Source organism: Paractinoplanes polyasparticus (assembly GCF_019710575.1).
Classification (GTDB): Bacteria; Actinomycetota; Actinomycetes; order Mycobacteriales; family Micromonosporaceae; genus Actinoplanes; species Actinoplanes polyasparticus.
In genome coordinates this window covers 43,585-58,744 of the sequence record NZ_JAHWFK010000053.1, presented here as the reverse complement: position 1 = coordinate 58,744, position 15,160 = coordinate 43,585, and the positions used below count along the sequence as shown (strand labels likewise).

The following is a 15,160-nucleotide window of genomic DNA, read 5'->3' as shown; positions in this document are numbered from 1 at the left end:
GGTTTCGGGGTTGGCTGTTTGAGCGGCTGCGCGCCTTCGGTTGGTTGTTTGAGCGTTCGCCGGGTTTCGGGGTTGGCTGTTTGAGCGGCTGCGCGCCTTCGGTTGGTTGTTTGAGCGTTCGCCGGGTTTCGGGGTTGGCCGTTTGAGCAGCCACCCGTCTCCGGCTCGTCGTTTGAGCGGGCGCCGACCACTGGCTGCCCGATTGCGGCCGTCCGGCTCGTGTTCCTCGCTTGAGCGGCCGTCCGCCTCTGGCTCGTCGCTTGAGCAGCCCGTCCGACAGCGGGGGAGCTTCGGTCAGCGTGGGAGGCGGGCGACCGCTCCGGTCTCGAGGGCTGCGTAGACGTCGCCGTCGGGGGCGAGGGTGATGCCGTGCGGCTCGGATGACGGGGTGGGCAGGTCGTGTTCCTCGATCTGGCCGGCGGGGGTGATGTGGGCTATGCGGTTGGTGGCCCATTCGGTGAACCAGCAGCCGCCGGCCGGGTCGGCGGTGATCGCGTGGGGCCGGGCGGCGCGGTCGGGGAGGGGGAACTCGGTGACCGCGCCGTCGGTGGTTATGCGGCCTACCTGGCCGGCGCCGATCTCGACGAACCAGACCGCGCCGTCGGCGCCCAGCGTGATGCCGACCGGGGCCGCGCCCTCGGTGGGTAGCGGGTGGATCGTCACCTGGCCGTCGAGGGTGATGCGGCCGATCGCGTGGGCCTGGTTGACCGTGAACCACTGGGCCTCGTCGGCGCCCGGGGTGATCATCGAGGGGAAGCCGCCGGTCGTCGGGAGAGGGAACTCGGTGATCTCGCCGTCGGGAGTGAGCCGGCCGATGACGTCGGTGTTCATCTCGGTGAACCACAGCGCGCCGTCGGCCCCGGTCGCTATCCCGAAGGGTGCTCCACGCACGGTGAAGGAGCTCTGCTTGCCGTCCGTGGTGATGCGTCCGATCCGGTCGTCACGGTTGCGGGTTAACCACAACGCTCCGTCGGGGCCGGCCGTGATGATGGAGGGGCCGCTTGCCGCATTGTCGAGCGGATGGTCCTCGACCGAGCCGTCGCCGGCCAGCCGCGCGATGCGCCCTCCGTGTACCAGCGTGATCCACAGGCCGCCGTCCGGCCCGGCGACGATGCCGTAGGGCCCGGCGGACGAATCCGAAATCATGACCTCCTGCATAGAAGCTCCTCTGTGCGACGGCCGACGTGCGCCGGGCGGGGCCGACGTGTGTGGGCGGCGGGCAGTGGGTGAGGTCGGCGTGGGCGGTCGAGGGACTGTGGTGTGGGCCGACGTGTGTGGGCGGCAGGCAGCGGATGAGGCCCGACGTGAGCGGCCGACGGGTGCCGGCTGGGACCGACGTGCGTGGGCGGTGGGGCAGCGGGTCTGGCCGACGTGGGCGGCGGCAAGGTGTGGGCGGGAGCGGTTAAGGCGGGCAGCGGACGCGGGCGGGTGATGGGCAGGGTGTGCGCGGCGGGAGCGGGTAAGGCCGACGTGGGCCGGCGGCGGACAGCGGACGAGGCCGATGCGGGCGGGCGACGAGCAGCGAATGGGGCCGACGTAAGCCGAGTGCGGGCGAACTCGCGCAGCGCGGCGTGGGCCGGCGCGGTAGGCGGTGGCGTAGGACGAGCGGAGCGGGGTGGCTGGTCAGAGATGCTTCATCGCCTCGCGGACGGACAGGCCGGACAGGCTTGAGCGGTGGGCCTCGACGAAGGCGCGAACCGCGTCGGGATCGGTGCGGGCGTACTGACGCAGCGCCCAGCCGATCGCCTTGCGGACGAAGAAGTCGCGATGACCGGCCTGGGCCTCGCAGTAGCCGAACAGCCGCCCCGTATCTGTCGCCGGGCCGTAGTGCAGCTGGTGCAGGATCGCCGTGCGGACCAGCCACATGTTGTCGTCGCCGGACCACTCGTCCATCACGGTGACCAGGGACGGATGGCGGGACACCAGCCCGCCCGTGAAGCGTGTGGCCAACACGTCAACCGTGTCCCACCAGGACTTGGCGGTGATCAACGCGCGCAGCGTCGGCACGAAGCCGGGGCCGGGGACGGCCACGTGGCGGACCAGGTAGGAACATGCCACGTATTGAAATTCGCGCTGCTCACGGGACCACAGCGCGGTTGCGGCGGACCGCAGCTCGGCCTCGGCCGGAGGGGGCAGGCCGCCCAGGGCCGCGCGTTCCAGCTTTTGCAGGGGGCGCGGGCAGGCCGAGGAACGGGAACTGGCCTTTCATGTATGCCGCCTGGGCCGCGGCCCGCACCGGGTCGGCCGCGGGGAGCAGATGCTCGTCGAGCCTTTCCAGCAGCGTTGCGGTCAGGTCCGTCATGGCCCGCATCCTGCCACCGTAGTCTGACAAGAATGGGCGAACGGGCGGCCGCGGGCGGCGGGAAATGGGTGGATGTCGCGCCGGAACGGCTGGTGCGGTGGCTCGAGAACTTCGAGCGCCGCCATGGCTCGTACCGGGAAACGGGTTTGACCTTGACCGCGGAGGACGGCGCCTCGGCCACCTGGCACACGCCGCCCGGCGCGGACGAGGTGGCGACGCTCGCCGAGCTGATCGAGACGGCGCAGCGGCCGCGAAAGCTGGGTCTGCTGCTGGCGCGCAAGGGTGCGGTCGCCGTGGGCATCGCGGATGGACCGAAACTGATCACATCCAAGGTGGACACGCACTATGTGCAGGGTCGCACGGCGGCGGGCGGCTGGTCCCAGCAGCGCTTCGCGCGCCGCCGGGACAATCAGGCAAAAGCAGCAGCTGCCGACGGCGCCGGCATCGTAGGGCGCATTCTTCTTCCGGAAGTACGCGCCATCGCCGCGCTGGTGACGGGCGGCGATCACACCGCCGTCGAGGCGATCCTGGCCGATCCCCGGCTCACCCCGGTGGCCGCCGCCCGCGCCGAGCGGTTCCTGGACGTGCCCGAGCCCCGGCACGCGGTGCTGGTGTCCGCGATCGCCGGGGCCCGGGCGGTGTCCGTACTGGTGAAGGAGCCCTAGAACGACGTAGCGCAACTCTCCGGGCTGCCCGAGTCGTAGCCCTTCTGGAAGTTCTGCTGGCGCTGCGCGGCCGTGCCGTGGGTGAACTCGGCCGGGTTGACCGGGTTGCCGCTGCGCTTCTGGAGCTCGTCGTCGCCGATCTGGCCGGCCGTCTGGATGCCTTCCTCGATGTCCTGCTGGGTCAGGCTCTTGAAGATCTTCTGGCCCTTGGTGTCGGTCGTCTCGGTGGCCGCTTTCGACCACACCCCGGCGTAGCAGTCGGCCTGCAGCTCGAGCTTCACCGACAGCGCGTTCTGCTCGCTCTCGCTCGCGCCCTGCTGGGCCCGGCGCATCTTGGCCTCCTGGCCGGTGATGTCCTGGATGTGGTGGCCGTACTCGTGGGCCAGCACGTACGGCTGGGCGAACTCGCCCGGCGCGCCGAGCTGCTTGGCCAGCACGTCGTAGAAGGTGAGGTCGATGTACACCTGGTTGTCGCCGGGGCAGTAGAACGGCCCGACCCCGGAGTCGGCGGCGCCGCACGCCGTGTTGACCCGCTTCGAGAAGATCACCGTCTTGGCCGGCTCGTACTGCTTGTTGAAGTACTCCGGCGTCGCCTTGGTCCAGTACGCCTGGATCGAGTTGATGAACAGGACGTTGCGGCACTCGAGCTGCTGGGTGGCGTTGTCCTGCGCACACGTCTGCTGGATGTTGGTGTTGTCGCCGGTATCACTACCGCCGCCGATCTGGTTGATGCCGAAGTAGCCACCGACCACCGCGACGACGATCGTGATGATGATGCCGACCAGGCCACCACCGCCGATGGGCAGGCCGCCGAACCCGCCACCACCACCGCCGGAACCACGTCGGTCCTCGACCTGACTGGTGTCGATGTCGGCGTTCTCGTTGAGTTCCATCTCATCCTCACAGAGCCGGGGCGGCGGGGGTGTCCGATGCGTACCCGTTGATCTTGGTCGGTAATCGGGTGGGAGCTACATGCGGGTGCCCGGTACTATTACCCCGTGCTGCTCTGCGAAGGCTGACCTGCCCCGCGCCGGACCGTCGGGAAATTCGATGGCCGGCGCTCATCTGTGCCCGGAGCCAGCCTTCTTCCTCGAGAGCGAGAGCCAGCAAACATGATCACCGCCACCGGACTCGAACTGCGCGCCGGCGCCCGGATCCTGCTGTCCCCGGTCACCCTCAGGGTGCAGCCGGGCGACCGGATCGGCCTCGTCGGCCGCAACGGCGCCGGCAAGACCACCACACTCAAGGTTCTGGCCGGCGAGGGCCAGCCCTACGCGGGTGCTGTCGAGCGCACCAGCGAGGTCGGTTACCTGCCGCAGGACCCGCGTACGGGTGACCTGAACGTGACCGGTCGCGACCGGGTGCTCAGCGCCCGCGGCCTCGACTCGATCATCGCCGAGATGCAGAAACTCGAGATCGAGCTGGAGGAGAGCGCCGACGACAAGCTGGTCCGGCGCTACGGCAACCTGGAGGACAGGTTCTCGGCCCTGGGTGGCTACGCCGCCGAGGCCGAGGCCGCCCGCATCTGTTCCAACCTCGGTCTGCCCGACCGCGCGCTGGCGCAGACCATCGGCACCCTGTCCGGCGGTCAGCGCCGCCGGATCGAGCTGGCCCGCATCCTGTTCGCCGACTCCGGCCAGAACGGCAAGGGCATCCTGCTGCTCGACGAGCCGACCAACCACCTCGACCAGGACTCGATCTCGTGGCTGCGCGGCTACATGGCCCAGCACAAGGGCGGGCTCGTGGTGATCAGCCACGACGTCGAGCTGCTCGAGGCCGCGGTCAACAAGGTCTGGTATCTCGACGCCAACCGCTCGGTCGTCGACATCTACAACGTCGGCTGGAAGAAGTACCTGGAGTCGCGCGAGACCGACGAGCGCCGTCGCCGCCGCGAGCGGGCCAACGCCGAGAAGAAGGCCGGCGCCCTGATGGCCCAGGCCGACAAGATGCGGGCGAAGGCGACCAAGACCGTGGCCGCGCAGAACATGGCCCGGCGGGCCGAGAAGCTGCTCGGCGGCCTGGAGGAGACGCGCGTCGCCGACAAGGTGGCCAAGGTGCGGTTCCCCAGTCCCGTGCCCTGCGGCAAGACGCCGCTGACGGCGACCGGCCTGTCGAAGTCGTACGGTTCGCTCGAGATCTTCACCGACGTCGACGTGGCGGTCGACCGCGGCTCGCGGGTGGCCATCCTGGGACTCAACGGCGCCGGCAAGACCACGCTGCTGCGCATGCTCGGTGGCCTGCTCCAGCCCGACACGGGCGAGGTGCGCCCCGGCCACGGCCTGCGGCTGGGCTACTACGCCCAGGAGCACGAGACGCTCGACGTCGACCGCACGATCCTGGAGCACATGCGCAGCGCCGGCGGCGACCAGAACGACACCGAACTGCGGAAGATCCTCGGTGCGTTCCTCTTCTCGGGTGACGACGTCGACAAACCGGCCGGAGTTCTCTCGGGTGGCGAGAAAACGCGTCTGGCCCTGGCCACGCTGGTCTGCTCGGGCGCCAATGTGCTGCTGCTCGACGAGCCCACCAACAACCTCGACCCGGTCAGCCGCGAGCAGGTGCTGGACGCCATCGCGAACTACCCGGGCGCGATTGTGCTGGTCACGCACGATGCCGGGGCGGTGCAGGCGCTCAAGCCGGACAGGGCGATCCTGCTGCCCGACGGCGACGAGGACGCGTGGAGCGACGACCTGCTGGAGCTCGTCGAATTGGCGTGATCTGCGGATCATCGCCATCGTCTCTTGTCAACCAGTGCCCACACAGACAGTGCGACGTTCGGGCGTTTGCGGTCAGGTCGGGCACCGATTCGGGCATCCCCAACTTGGCACAGCCGGCTCGGCAGCGGTGGGTAGGCGATGCATCGACGCTCAGTCATGCCCCGGGGCCGATGGTCCTCGATCGAGAGTTTCCGCAGGTGATCGATGGTCTTGCGGAAAAGACCGCGGATCCCGCCCCGGAGAGTGAAAGCTTTCACGGCAAACGACTGTTAACTGTCTGACATTGATGGACGCCGTCATCGTCAAGTTCCTGACAGTGATAAATGGGCACGTTGGCTACGCCTGGATACCTAGCGCATGATCGTTGGAGGCGGTCTAATAGGTGAGACCGTATGAACCGCACAGTCTGGGACGTGAGGATTCAACATGCCAGCCACGGGCACTGCCACCAGCACCGAGAAGGGTCGCCGAATCGTCGGCAGCGAGCGCCAGTCATTGGCGAAGGATCTGGTGAAGCGCTACACCTCGGGTGAGAGCATTCGTGCCCTTGCCGCATCGACCGGCCGGTCCTACGGCTTTGTGCACCGGGTCCTCACCGAGTCCGGTGTGCAGCTCCGCCAGCGTGGCGGCGCGCGTCGCCGCAAGAAGGCGTGACGACCGGCGACGCCGCATCCGGCCTCCCCGCCGACGAGTCGGGCGTTCGCTACGACCTGGACGGGCCGGTGGCAACGGTGACGTTGTCCCGGCCCGAGGTGCTCAATGCGCAGACGCCGGCGATGTGGGCCGAACTCTCGAACATTTCCCGGAAATTACCGGGTGACGTGCGAGTCGTCATTGTCCGAGGCGCCGGCCGTTCTTTTTCCGCGGGCCTGGATCTGTCGGTCGCGCGCGGTGAAGGCGATTCTTCACTCGCGAAGCTCGCGCAGTTGTCGCCGGAGGAGAGCGCGGATCGGATTGCCGGCTTCCAGTCGGCGTTCACCTGGCTGCGTAACCCCGGGATCGTGACGATCGCCGCTGTGCAGGGCCATGCGATCGGCGCCGGTTTCCAACTGGCGCTCAACTGTGACATGCGCGTCCTGGCCGACGATGCCCGATTCTCGATGGCCGAGGTGACACTCGGGCTCGTGCCCGACCTGGGCGGCACGAAGCGGCTGACCGAACTGGTCGGTCCCTCCCGCGCGCTCGAGATCTGTGTGACCGGTCGTCGCATCGGCGCGGACGAGGCTCTCTCCCTGGGGCTCGCCACCGCTGTCGTGCCGGTCGCCGACCTCGAGGGCACCGTCGCCGACCTGGCCGCCGCCGTGCTCGCCGCCGATCGGGGCGCGGTCGCCGAGATCAAGGCGCTGCTGGCCGGGGCGACCCAGCGCACGTACGCCGAACAGGACCGCGCCGAGCGTGAGGCGCAGACCCGCCGCGTGCGTGATCTGACGGAATAGTCCCTTCGCCTTCCGGAGTTGTCATACCCGCCGGGCAGACTCTGACTGCCCGCACCGATGACGCCCGGGAGGTGACGAGATGAGCATGTCCGGTTGGAACATGCTGCGCTCGATTCAGAACTCGGACCGGGTGGCCGAACACAGTCTCCGCCGGGGCACGACCCGCCGGATCCTGCGCTACGCCCGGCCCTACCGCCGGGACATCCTGGTCTTCCTGTTCACCGTGGTGCTCGCGGCCGTCATCGGCGTCGCGACACCCCTGCTCGCCGGCGACGTGGTCAACGCCATCACCGGCGGCGGCTCCGACGCGGCCTCCACCGTGATCCGGCTCGCCGTGATGATCGCGGTGCTCGCCGTGGCCGACGCGTTCCTCTCCCTCGCCCAGCGGTGGTATTCGGCCCGCATCGGCGAGGGCATCATCCTCGACCTGCGCACCCGGGTCTACGACCACGTCCAGCGCATGCCGCTGCAGTTCTTCACCCGCACGCAGACCGGCGCTCTGGTCAGCCGGCTCAACAACGACGTCACCGGCGCCCAGCGCGCCTTCACGTCCACGCTGTCCGGTGTGGTCAGCAACGTCATCCAGCTGGTGCTCACGGCCGCGGTGATGTTCAGCCTCTCGTGGCAGATCACCACGCTCTCGCTGATGCTCCTGCCGCTGTTCATCATCCCCGCGCGCCGGGTCGGCAAGCGCCTCGCCGAGATCACCCGCGAGTCGTACAACCTGGACGCCAAGATGAACGCGACGATGACCGAGCGGTTCAACGTGGCCGGCGCCATGCTGGTCAAGCTGTTCGGACGCCCCGGCGCCGAGGCCGACCGTTTCGGCGAGCGGGCCGCCCGGGTCCGCGACATCGGCATCCAGCAGGCCATGTTCTCGCGTACGTTCTTCGTCGCCATGCTGCTGGTCGCCTCGCTGGCTCAGGCTCTCACCTACGGGCTCGGCGGTTGGCTCGCGGTCACCGGCAGCGTCACGGCCGGCACGGTGGTCACCCTCGCCCTGCTGCTGACCCGGCTGTACGGCCCGCTGACCGCGCTCAGCAACGTGCGGGTCGACGTGATGAGCGCGCTCGTGTCCTTCGACCGGGTCTTCGAGGTGCTCGACCTCAAGCCCGGCATCGAGGAGCGTCCCGGCGCGGTCGCGCTGCCCGAGGGCGCGGGCCGGGTCGAGTTCCGCGACGTGCACTTCCGCTACCCGAGCGCGAGCGAGGTCTCGCTGGCCACGCTCGAGGACGTGGCGACCCTCGACCGTACGGAGAACGCGCCCGTCCTGCGCGGGGTCGACTTCACCGTCGAGCCCGGCCAGATGGTCGCGCTGGTCGGCCCGTCCGGCGCCGGCAAGTCGACCACGTCCATGCTGGTCTCCCGCATCTACGACGTCACTACGGGCGCCGTGCGGATCGACGGGATCGACGTGCGGGACGCGACCCTCGACTCGCTGCGCGACACCATCGGCGTCGTCACCCAGGACGCCCATCTCTTCCACGAGACGATCGCCGAGAACCTGCGGTACGCACGGCCCGAGGCGACCGACGACGAGATGTGGGCGGCGCTGCGCGGCGCCCAGGTCGCCGAGCTGGTGGCGTCGCTGCCCGACGGGCTCGAGACGGTCGTGGGCGAGCGCGGCTACCGGTTCTCCGGCGGCGAGAAGCAGCGGCTGGCCATCGCCCGGCTGCTGCTCAAGCGCCCGTCGATCGTCGTGCTCGACGAGGCCACGGCCCACCTCGACAGCGAGTCCGAGGCGGCGGTGCAGCGGGCGCTGGCCGTGGCCCTCGAGGGCCGGACGGCGCTGGTGATCGCCCACCGGCTGTCCACGGTCCGCGGCGCCGACCAGATCCTGGTGCTCGACGACGGCCGCATCGTCGAACGCGGCCGCCACGAAGAGCTCGTGGCCGCGGGCGGGCTCTACGCCGAGCTCTACCGCACCCAGTTCGCCACCGCGTCGCCACCGCCGGCCTACGCCGACGAGGTCGAGATCGTCACCGTCCCGGCCGGCCAGATCGAACCCTGACCCGCCCGCCCGGCGCAGAACCCCGGCCGACCAGCCGTCGGGTCGTTCGACCGCTGATACGTGGTGATCGGCTCGGGCCTCGGCCGACTGGGCGCTTGTTCGGCCGGGTGGCGCTGTGGCGAGGCTCGGCTGTTTGGGCGCTTGTTGGGCCGGGTGCGCTGTGCCGGGGCTCGGCTGTCTGGTGCGTGGCTCGGGGCCGGGGCGTGTGGGTCAGGCCACCGTGCGGCCGCTCAGCGCCAGCAGGCGCTCGAAGACGCCGGCGTCCTCCGGGGCCTGCACCTCGTCGCCGAAGGCACCCATCTGGCGGCCGGTCGGCACCATCTGCTGGACGAACGGGAACAGGTGGTCCACGGCGGCGTCGGCCGGCCGGTAGGGCTGGCCGGTCGCGGTGGCGAGATCCCAGCCGTGCACGGTGAGGTCGGCCAGGGCCAGGTTGCCCACCAGAGGCTGGGGCATGCCCATGCCGGGCGAGATGCCCTCGAGGGCCGCCGGATCCGACCAGGCGGCGATCATGCGCTCGGTCTCGGTGGCGAAACGGTCGCGCCAACCCGGGGTCACGAAATCGGGCATGTCGGAGAAGTCGAGCGGCTCCCTGCGGGCGGCTCCCTGGAAGCTGACGACCACCTGGAAGAGATGGTTCAGCAGGTCACGCACCTGGAACTTGTCACACGGCGTCGGATCGCCCAGCTGGTCGTCGCGAATGCCCTGGACGATCGGGACGGTTCGCTCAGCCGCCGCCGCCATCAACGCGCTGATCTCGGTAGTCATGACCCGACCGTAGCGACAATCCCCCCACGGTGGGGTCTGACCCGGTCGAGCGTGCGTCAGCTGCCGGCAGTCTCGCGCAGCTCGGCGTAGGCGGCGGCGAGAGTGTCCACCGTGTAGTGGGCGTTGAGGCCGCTCGGGTTGGGCAGCACCCATACCGGTACGCTCCCGACCCGGTCGGGCTGAAGGCCGATCGCAGCCTTGGGCTTGGCGAAGGCCGTGCGGTACGCCGTGACGCCGAGAACGGCCAGGTAGCGGGGCTTCCACAGCCGGGCCAGGGCGGCCAGCACCTCGCCGCCGGCGACCAGTTCGGCCGGCGAGAGCTCGTCGGCGCGGGCCGTGGCGCGGGCGACCACGTTGGTGATGCCGAGCCCCAGCGACGGCAACTCGAACTGCTCGGACGGGTGCAGCTGACGGTCGGTGAATCCGGAACGGTGCAGCGCCGGCCAGAAGCGGTTGCCCGGCCGGGCGAAGTGGTGACCGGTCGCCGCCGAGTAGAGGCTCGGGTTGATGCCGGAGAAGAGCACCCGGAGATCCGGGCCGATCAGGTCGGGGATGGTGCGGCCGGCGGCGGCCGCCACCTCCGCCGCGGTGGGCGCAGACACCGCACGAGCGTATCCACCGGGCTGCATCGGTAGCGGCTGGTCAGAGGGTGCGGAGGACGCCGCCGTCGATGGCGATGGCTGTTCCGGTGATGTAGCTGGCGGCGGGGGAGAGCACGAACGCGGCGGCGCGGCCGAACTCGGCCGGCTCGCCCAGGCGGCGGAGCGGGATGCTTCCCGCTGCTTCGGCCGCCGCGGCTGAGGCGTCGCCGGAGGCCTCGAAGAGCTCGAGGTTGCGGTCGGTGAGGAAACGGCCCGGGAGCAGGCTCACGATGCGGACGCCGCGCGGCGCGTACTCGTCGGCCATGTCCTTCGCGGCCATGGCGAGACCGGGACGCAGGCCGTTGGAGAGTCCGAGATTGGTCATCGGCGTCTTCACCGTCGTCGACAGGACCAGCGCGATCGCGCCGCTCTCGGGCAGGGCTGCCGCGAACATCCGCGCCGCCCGGACCGAGCCCAGAAACACCGTCTCGAAGGCATCGCGCCACTGCTCGTCGCTCAGCGCGGCGGCCCGGCCCGGCGTCGGGCCGCCGACCGAGATGAGGGCGCCGTCGAACCGGCCGAACTGCTCGCTGGCGGTGTCGATGAGCAGGCGCGGGGTCTCGGGATCGGTGAGGTCGGCGATCACACCCACCGCGTTCTCGCCGCCGCCGAGGGAATCGACCGCCTCGGCCACCCGCTTCTCGTCGCGGGACGAGACCACCACCTTGGCGCCGTCGGCCACCAGCGCCTCGGCTGTGGCGAAACCCAGCCCGCGCGAGGCTCCGGTGAGGACATAGACGCGATCAGCGAGCCCGAGATCCATGCCCCCGATCCTGCCACCTCCGCGGCTGTCAACGGTGCAGGGCGGCGGCGGTGCTGGGATCGGCGGGCAGGAAGGACTCGATGGCCAGTTCGGAAAGGGTCACGTCAAGGGGGGTGCCGAGCACCGATGTGATGCTGAAGAAGGACAGGTCGTCGAAGCGCAACGGCACAACCAGGCCGTTCGGCGGCGAGCCGGTAGCCGCCGGGCCGCCCGGGTAGGCGGTCAGCTCGGCCAGCAGCTCGCGTAACACCGGGTCGCTGGTTGCCGTGGCCTGCTGGTCTAGGCGGTGCAGCAGGTGGGCCCGCCACTCGGGCAGGTTGCGGATGCGCGGGGCCATGCCGTCGGGATGCAGCGACAGACGCAGCACGTTCACCGGCGGTTCGAGCAGCCAGGGCGCGCAACCACCGGTGAAGCGCCCGACCGCGTCGTTCGCGTCGACCATCGTCCAGTGCCGGTCGATGAGCACGGCCGGGTAGGGCGCGTGCCCGGCCAGTACGTCCCGCAACGACGCCAGCACCGTGGCGAGCGGCGGACCGTCAAGAGCCGATTCGGCGTACGCCGGTGCGAAGCCCCCAGCGAGCAGGAGCTCATTGCGTGCCCGCAGCGGAACACCCAGCTCCTCGGCCAGCCGCAGGATCATGTCGCGGGTGGGCCGGGACCGCCCCGTCTCGAGGAACGACAGGTGCCGGGCCGACACCCCGGCCCGCACCGACAACTCCAGCTGGCTCAGGCGCCGGTCCGACCGCCACCCCCGCAGAAGCTCGCCCACCCCGCTCATCCGCACCCCCTCCGGCCCGCAGCGTAGGCGCCGCCCGGGAAGCGTGCCCATTACCTCGCGGGTAATCGACCGGCGCCCGGCCGGCGAGCGACAGTCAGCGGACACCGAAACGGGAGGACCGAACGATGACCGATTTCAACGCCGTGATGGACCGCTATCTGGCCGTGTGGAACGAGCCGGACGCCACGACCCGTCGGAAGGCCGTGGACGACCTGTTCGCCGACGGGATCCGCTACGTCGACCCGTTGGCCGCAGCCGAGGGCCGGGAAGCTTTGACCGCCCTGATCGGGGCCGTGCAGCAGCAGTTCCCCGGCCACACGTTCGCTTCCGGCGGCCCGGTCGACGCCCACCACGACCAGATGCGCTTCACCTGGACCCTGACGGCCGGCGCCGGCGACCCGCTGGTGATCGGCTTCGACGTCGCCGAACTGGACGCCGACGGCCGCATCCGCCAGGTGCTGGGCTTCATCGACAAGGCGCCGGGGTAGCGGCATCAACCGGGTTCGCCATTGAGGAAAGAGGCGGGCGCTACGGGCGGCGGAGGAGCCAGACCCGGCCGGCCACCTGCAGGGCGATGGCGCCGGACGCGGTGCGGACGGCGGGGACGCGGCGGGACCTGGGGGCCGACGTGCCGTCGTAGTGCCAGGCGGCCTCGCGTTCGGCCAGTTCGGCCGCGGCCATCGGGGGCAGGGCGCCGCGGCGGGTCAGGTCGCGGGCCAGGTCCCAGCCGTCGCGCAGGGAGCCGTGGGTCGGGCGCGCGGCGGCCCAGGTGGCGAACTCGCGCGTCCACCGGTCGCCGAAGCCGGCGGCGAGCATCGGCCATTGTCGGGCGACCTCACCCGCCCGCTTGCGCAGCAGCGCCAGCCGCGCTGCCTCGAAGCGGAAACCGTCGAATCCTTCGGGTATGGGCCGGCCGGCCGTCAGCGCCTCGACCAGGGCGAGCTGCCGGTCGGCCAGGCTCGGGCCTAGGGTCTGTTTCGCAGCGGGGCCGGGGCTGCGGCGAGGCCCAGATCCCGCCTGGCGGCGTCCCGCGAAAACCCGGTTCCAACACCGGGAGCCGGGCTTCCGCGGGCCACCACCAGACGAAATCTGGACCGCGCCTCGCTCCCACCCCCGCTGCGAAACAGACCCTAGCGCCGGTGACGGAACCGGCCCGGACCCGGTCGGCGGATGCGGGTCGGGCGAGGCGTCGGGACTGGCAGCCGACATGGCTGTGGCGGACGAATCGGCCGGGTTCGAGCCAGGTGGCGCGGAGTCGGTGGTCGCGGGGGACGGGTGCGGCGAGATGTCGCCCGGGGGACCGGGGGTGGTCATGTGATGGGTGGGTAGCCGGAGGCCTTGGCTATCGCGTCGAGGTCGGCGGCCAGGGCAGGGGCGGGTGGGTAGTCGCCGTCGCGTTCGAGCATCAGGGCCGGGGGGACGTGGCGGGCGCACAGCGCGGCGACCAGGTCGAGCACCGGCTGCGGGACCGCGTCGGTGTGAGTGTCGTGGTAGAGGCCCTGATGTTCGGCGCCGCCGGCCACGTGGACGTAGGCGATCCGGTCGAGCGGCAGGTCGTCGAGCAGAGCCTCGGGGTCGGCGCCCCGGTTGCGGGCGTTGGCGTAGACGTTGGCCACGTCCAGCAGCAGCCGGGCGCCGGAGCGGTCGAGGATCTCGGTGAGGAACTGGGCCTCGGTGAGCTCGTCGTCGGGCCAGTCGAACAGGGCCGCGATCGGCTCGAGGGCGATCGGGACCGGCAGAGCGGCCTGCACGCGCCGGACGTTGGCCACCACCGCGTCCACCGCTTCCCTCGTGCGGGGCAGGGGGAGCAGGTGGCCGGCCTCGACGCCACCCGCCCGGACGAAGGCGATGTGCTCGCTGACCAGCGGTGCGTTCAACCGTGCGGCCACGGCCGCGAAGTGGTCGACCCGAGCCGGGTCGACCGGCTCGGTGCTGCCCAGTGACAGCCGTACGCCGTGTGGAATGACCGTCGCGCCGCGGTCGAGCAGCGCCTGCAGGCCGGTGGGGAGCTCGTCGTGGGCGTGCACCGACTCGGCCACCACTTCGGCGAAGCGCAGGCCGGGAAGACTCTCCACGAAGCCGGCGATCTCGGGTCGCCACCCTATTCCCACGCCGTACTCAGCCACCGCAACCGCCGCCACCGCCGCAGGAGCTGCCGCCGCTGCACGAGCTGCCGCTACTGCACGAGCTGCTACTGCTGTCGGTTCCGCCGGAGCTGCCGGCGCTGCCGCCGGTGGCGGCGATGCGCTGCACCTCGGCCTCGGCCGCGAACGCCGGGTCCATCGAATAGAGGGCAGCCCCGCCGTACAGCGCGACGCCCATCGCGGCGCCGGTGGCGCCGTAGGTCGCGTAGGACGGCGAGTTGACCGGCGCCAGGTGGGTGTGCCGGGACCGCAGGTCGCGCATGCCCCTGTGGGCGGCGTCGGTGGCCCAGCGGCGGGTACGCAGCATGGTCAGCGTCAGGACGAACGCGGCGATCGTGGCGACGACCAGGAAGCCGACCGGCCGGTCGTTGCCGAGGCCGGCCACAATGCGCGCGATGCCGATCAACACGAGGGCCAGGCCGCCGAGCACCCACAGCCGGGCCTCGCGCATCTTGCCCGCGCTGACCGCCAGGCCGCTGCGCTCGAGGTGGTCGCGCAGCTGCTCGATCGCCGAGGCGACCCACTGGTCGTTCGGCAGGTCGCGGGTGCGGACGCCGTTGCCGGCCGCGTTGTAGATCGCGCTGTCGAGCGGTGTCACGCCGCTGGGCAGCGGGCCGGTGCGGATGAGGGTGCGGCCGGGGCCGGTGCCCAGCGCGTTCGCCGCTCGCAGGCCGCCCATCGACGAATAGATCGCCAGACGGTCGCCGCCGTTGAGGTAGGCCACCTGCTGCGGGCCGAGGTTGTCGACGCGGGCCGAGCGGTCGCCGCGGAACAGCGTCTTGCGGTGGACTGCGGCGATGATCACGATCGCGATCGTCGCCCCGATGAAGTAGGTGAGGAAGGTCGGGCCGGAGATGCCCCAGGTGTCGTCCATGGGCTGGGCCTTCCTGCTCGTCGCGGCGTTTCTGTGCCCCATTGTGCAGAGCCGCGCAAGC

General features: G+C 70.8%; 17 protein-coding genes. 6 read left to right on the top strand and 11 right to left on the bottom strand.

What is annotated here, in order from left to right; translation table 11 throughout:
• Positions 1-294: 294 nt before the first annotated feature.
• The 3 genes from KXC43_RS41635 to KXC43_RS51855 all read right to left on the bottom strand — a co-directional run bounded on the left by KXC43_RS41635 (position 295) and on the right by KXC43_RS51855 (position 2,311).
• Entirely contained in the window at positions 295-1,158 is an 864-nt protein-coding gene (locus KXC43_RS41635) for a Vgb family protein (protein WP_221381777.1), read from the bottom strand.
• Between the two features lie 465 nt (positions 1,159-1,623).
• On the bottom strand, positions 1,624-2,091 hold the full coding sequence (locus KXC43_RS41630; protein ID WP_255645734.1) for a DNA alkylation repair protein: 468 nt from the start codon (positions 2,089-2,091) through the stop codon (positions 1,624-1,626).
• A complete protein-coding gene (locus KXC43_RS51855) occupies positions 2,078-2,311 on the bottom strand; it encodes a DNA alkylation repair protein (protein WP_255645715.1) in 234 nt (77 codons plus the stop codon). The genes KXC43_RS41630 and KXC43_RS51855 overlap by 14 nt, the downstream gene beginning before the upstream one ends.
• Before the next feature lie 23 nt (positions 2,312-2,334).
• Between KXC43_RS51855 and KXC43_RS41625 the strand changes: the two genes are divergently transcribed.
• The gene (locus tag KXC43_RS41625; protein WP_221381776.1) at positions 2,335-2,967 is read left to right on the top strand and encodes an acVLRF1 family peptidyl-tRNA hydrolase; all 633 of its coding nucleotides are present in this window, start codon (positions 2,335-2,337) and stop codon (positions 2,965-2,967) included.
• On the opposite strand, the gene ypfJ is transcribed toward KXC43_RS41625, so the two are convergent.
• Entirely contained in the window at positions 2,964-3,860 is an 897-nt protein-coding gene (gene ypfJ, locus KXC43_RS41620; RefSeq protein WP_221381775.1) for a KPN_02809 family neutral zinc metallopeptidase, read from the bottom strand. The genes KXC43_RS41625 and ypfJ overlap by 4 nt on opposite strands.
• 219 nt (positions 3,861-4,079) lie before the next feature.
• Here ypfJ and KXC43_RS41615 point away from each other — a divergent pair, with 219 nt between their 5' ends.
• The 4 genes from KXC43_RS41615 to KXC43_RS41600 all read left to right on the top strand — a co-directional run bounded on the left by KXC43_RS41615 (position 4,080) and on the right by KXC43_RS41600 (position 9,131).
• A complete protein-coding gene (locus KXC43_RS41615) occupies positions 4,080-5,684 on the top strand; it encodes an ABC-F family ATP-binding cassette domain-containing protein (RefSeq protein ID WP_221381774.1) in 1,605 nt (534 codons plus the stop codon).
• A 426-nt stretch (positions 5,685-6,110) separates the two neighbouring features.
• Positions 6,111-6,338: a helix-turn-helix domain-containing protein gene (locus tag KXC43_RS41610; protein WP_127501473.1), complete on the top strand. Its 228-nt coding sequence runs from the start codon at positions 6,111-6,113 to the stop codon at positions 6,336-6,338.
• Positions 6,335-7,120, top strand: coding sequence for an enoyl-CoA hydratase/isomerase family protein (locus tag KXC43_RS41605; RefSeq protein ID WP_221381773.1), 786 nt, complete (start codon positions 6,335-6,337; stop codon positions 7,118-7,120). Before KXC43_RS41610 ends, KXC43_RS41605 begins: the two co-directional genes overlap by 4 nt.
• Before the next feature lie 79 nt (positions 7,121-7,199).
• Positions 7,200-9,131 (top strand): ABC transporter ATP-binding protein, encoded by a 1,932-nt coding sequence (locus KXC43_RS41600; protein ID WP_221381772.1) that lies wholly within the window; start codon positions 7,200-7,202, stop codon positions 9,129-9,131.
• Positions 9,132-9,341: 210 nt separating this feature from the next.
• Here KXC43_RS41600 and KXC43_RS41595 read toward each other — a convergent pair whose 3' ends face one another.
• Genes KXC43_RS41595 through KXC43_RS41580 form a run of 4 tightly spaced genes read right to left on the bottom strand, consistent with a single transcriptional unit; the run spans position 9,342 to position 12,081 of the window.
• On the bottom strand, positions 9,342-9,899 hold the full coding sequence (locus tag KXC43_RS41595) for a TIGR03086 family metal-binding protein (protein ID WP_221381771.1): 558 nt from the start codon (positions 9,897-9,899) through the stop codon (positions 9,342-9,344).
• Between the two features lie 56 nt (positions 9,900-9,955).
• Positions 9,956-10,528, bottom strand: coding sequence for a G/U mismatch-specific DNA glycosylase (gene mug / locus KXC43_RS41590; protein ID WP_221381770.1), 573 nt, complete (start codon positions 10,526-10,528; stop codon positions 9,956-9,958).
• 13 nt (positions 10,529-10,541) lie between these two features.
• Positions 10,542-11,303: an SDR family oxidoreductase gene (locus tag KXC43_RS41585; RefSeq protein WP_221381769.1), complete on the bottom strand. Its 762-nt coding sequence runs from the start codon at positions 11,301-11,303 to the stop codon at positions 10,542-10,544.
• 28 nt (positions 11,304-11,331) lie between these two features.
• Positions 11,332-12,081: a helix-turn-helix domain-containing protein gene (locus KXC43_RS41580; protein WP_221381768.1), complete on the bottom strand. Its 750-nt coding sequence runs from the start codon at positions 12,079-12,081 to the stop codon at positions 11,332-11,334.
• A 125-nt stretch (positions 12,082-12,206) separates the two neighbouring features.
• On the opposite strand from KXC43_RS41580, the gene KXC43_RS41575 reads away from it, so the two are divergent.
• A complete protein-coding gene (locus KXC43_RS41575) occupies positions 12,207-12,569 on the top strand; it encodes a nuclear transport factor 2 family protein (RefSeq protein WP_221381767.1) in 363 nt (120 codons plus the stop codon).
• A gap of 40 nt (positions 12,570-12,609) precedes the next feature.
• Here KXC43_RS41575 and KXC43_RS41570 read toward each other — a convergent pair whose 3' ends face one another.
• The 3 genes from KXC43_RS41570 to KXC43_RS41560 form a co-directional block, all read right to left on the bottom strand.
• Positions 12,610-13,038, bottom strand: coding sequence for an SCO6045 C-terminal-like domain-containing protein (locus tag KXC43_RS41570; protein ID WP_221381785.1), 429 nt, complete (start codon positions 13,036-13,038; stop codon positions 12,610-12,612).
• A gap of 353 nt (positions 13,039-13,391) precedes the next feature.
• Positions 13,392-14,207 (bottom strand): MbnB/TglH/ChrH family RiPP precursor modification enzyme, encoded by an 816-nt coding sequence (locus KXC43_RS41565; protein ID WP_221381766.1) that lies wholly within the window; start codon positions 14,205-14,207, stop codon positions 13,392-13,394.
• The gene (locus KXC43_RS41560) at positions 14,200-15,099 is read right to left on the bottom strand and encodes a TIGR04222 domain-containing membrane protein (protein ID WP_221381765.1); all 900 of its coding nucleotides are present in this window, start codon (positions 15,097-15,099) and stop codon (positions 14,200-14,202) included. The genes KXC43_RS41565 and KXC43_RS41560 overlap by 8 nt, the downstream gene beginning before the upstream one ends.
• Between the last annotated feature and the right edge of the window lie 61 nt (positions 15,100-15,160).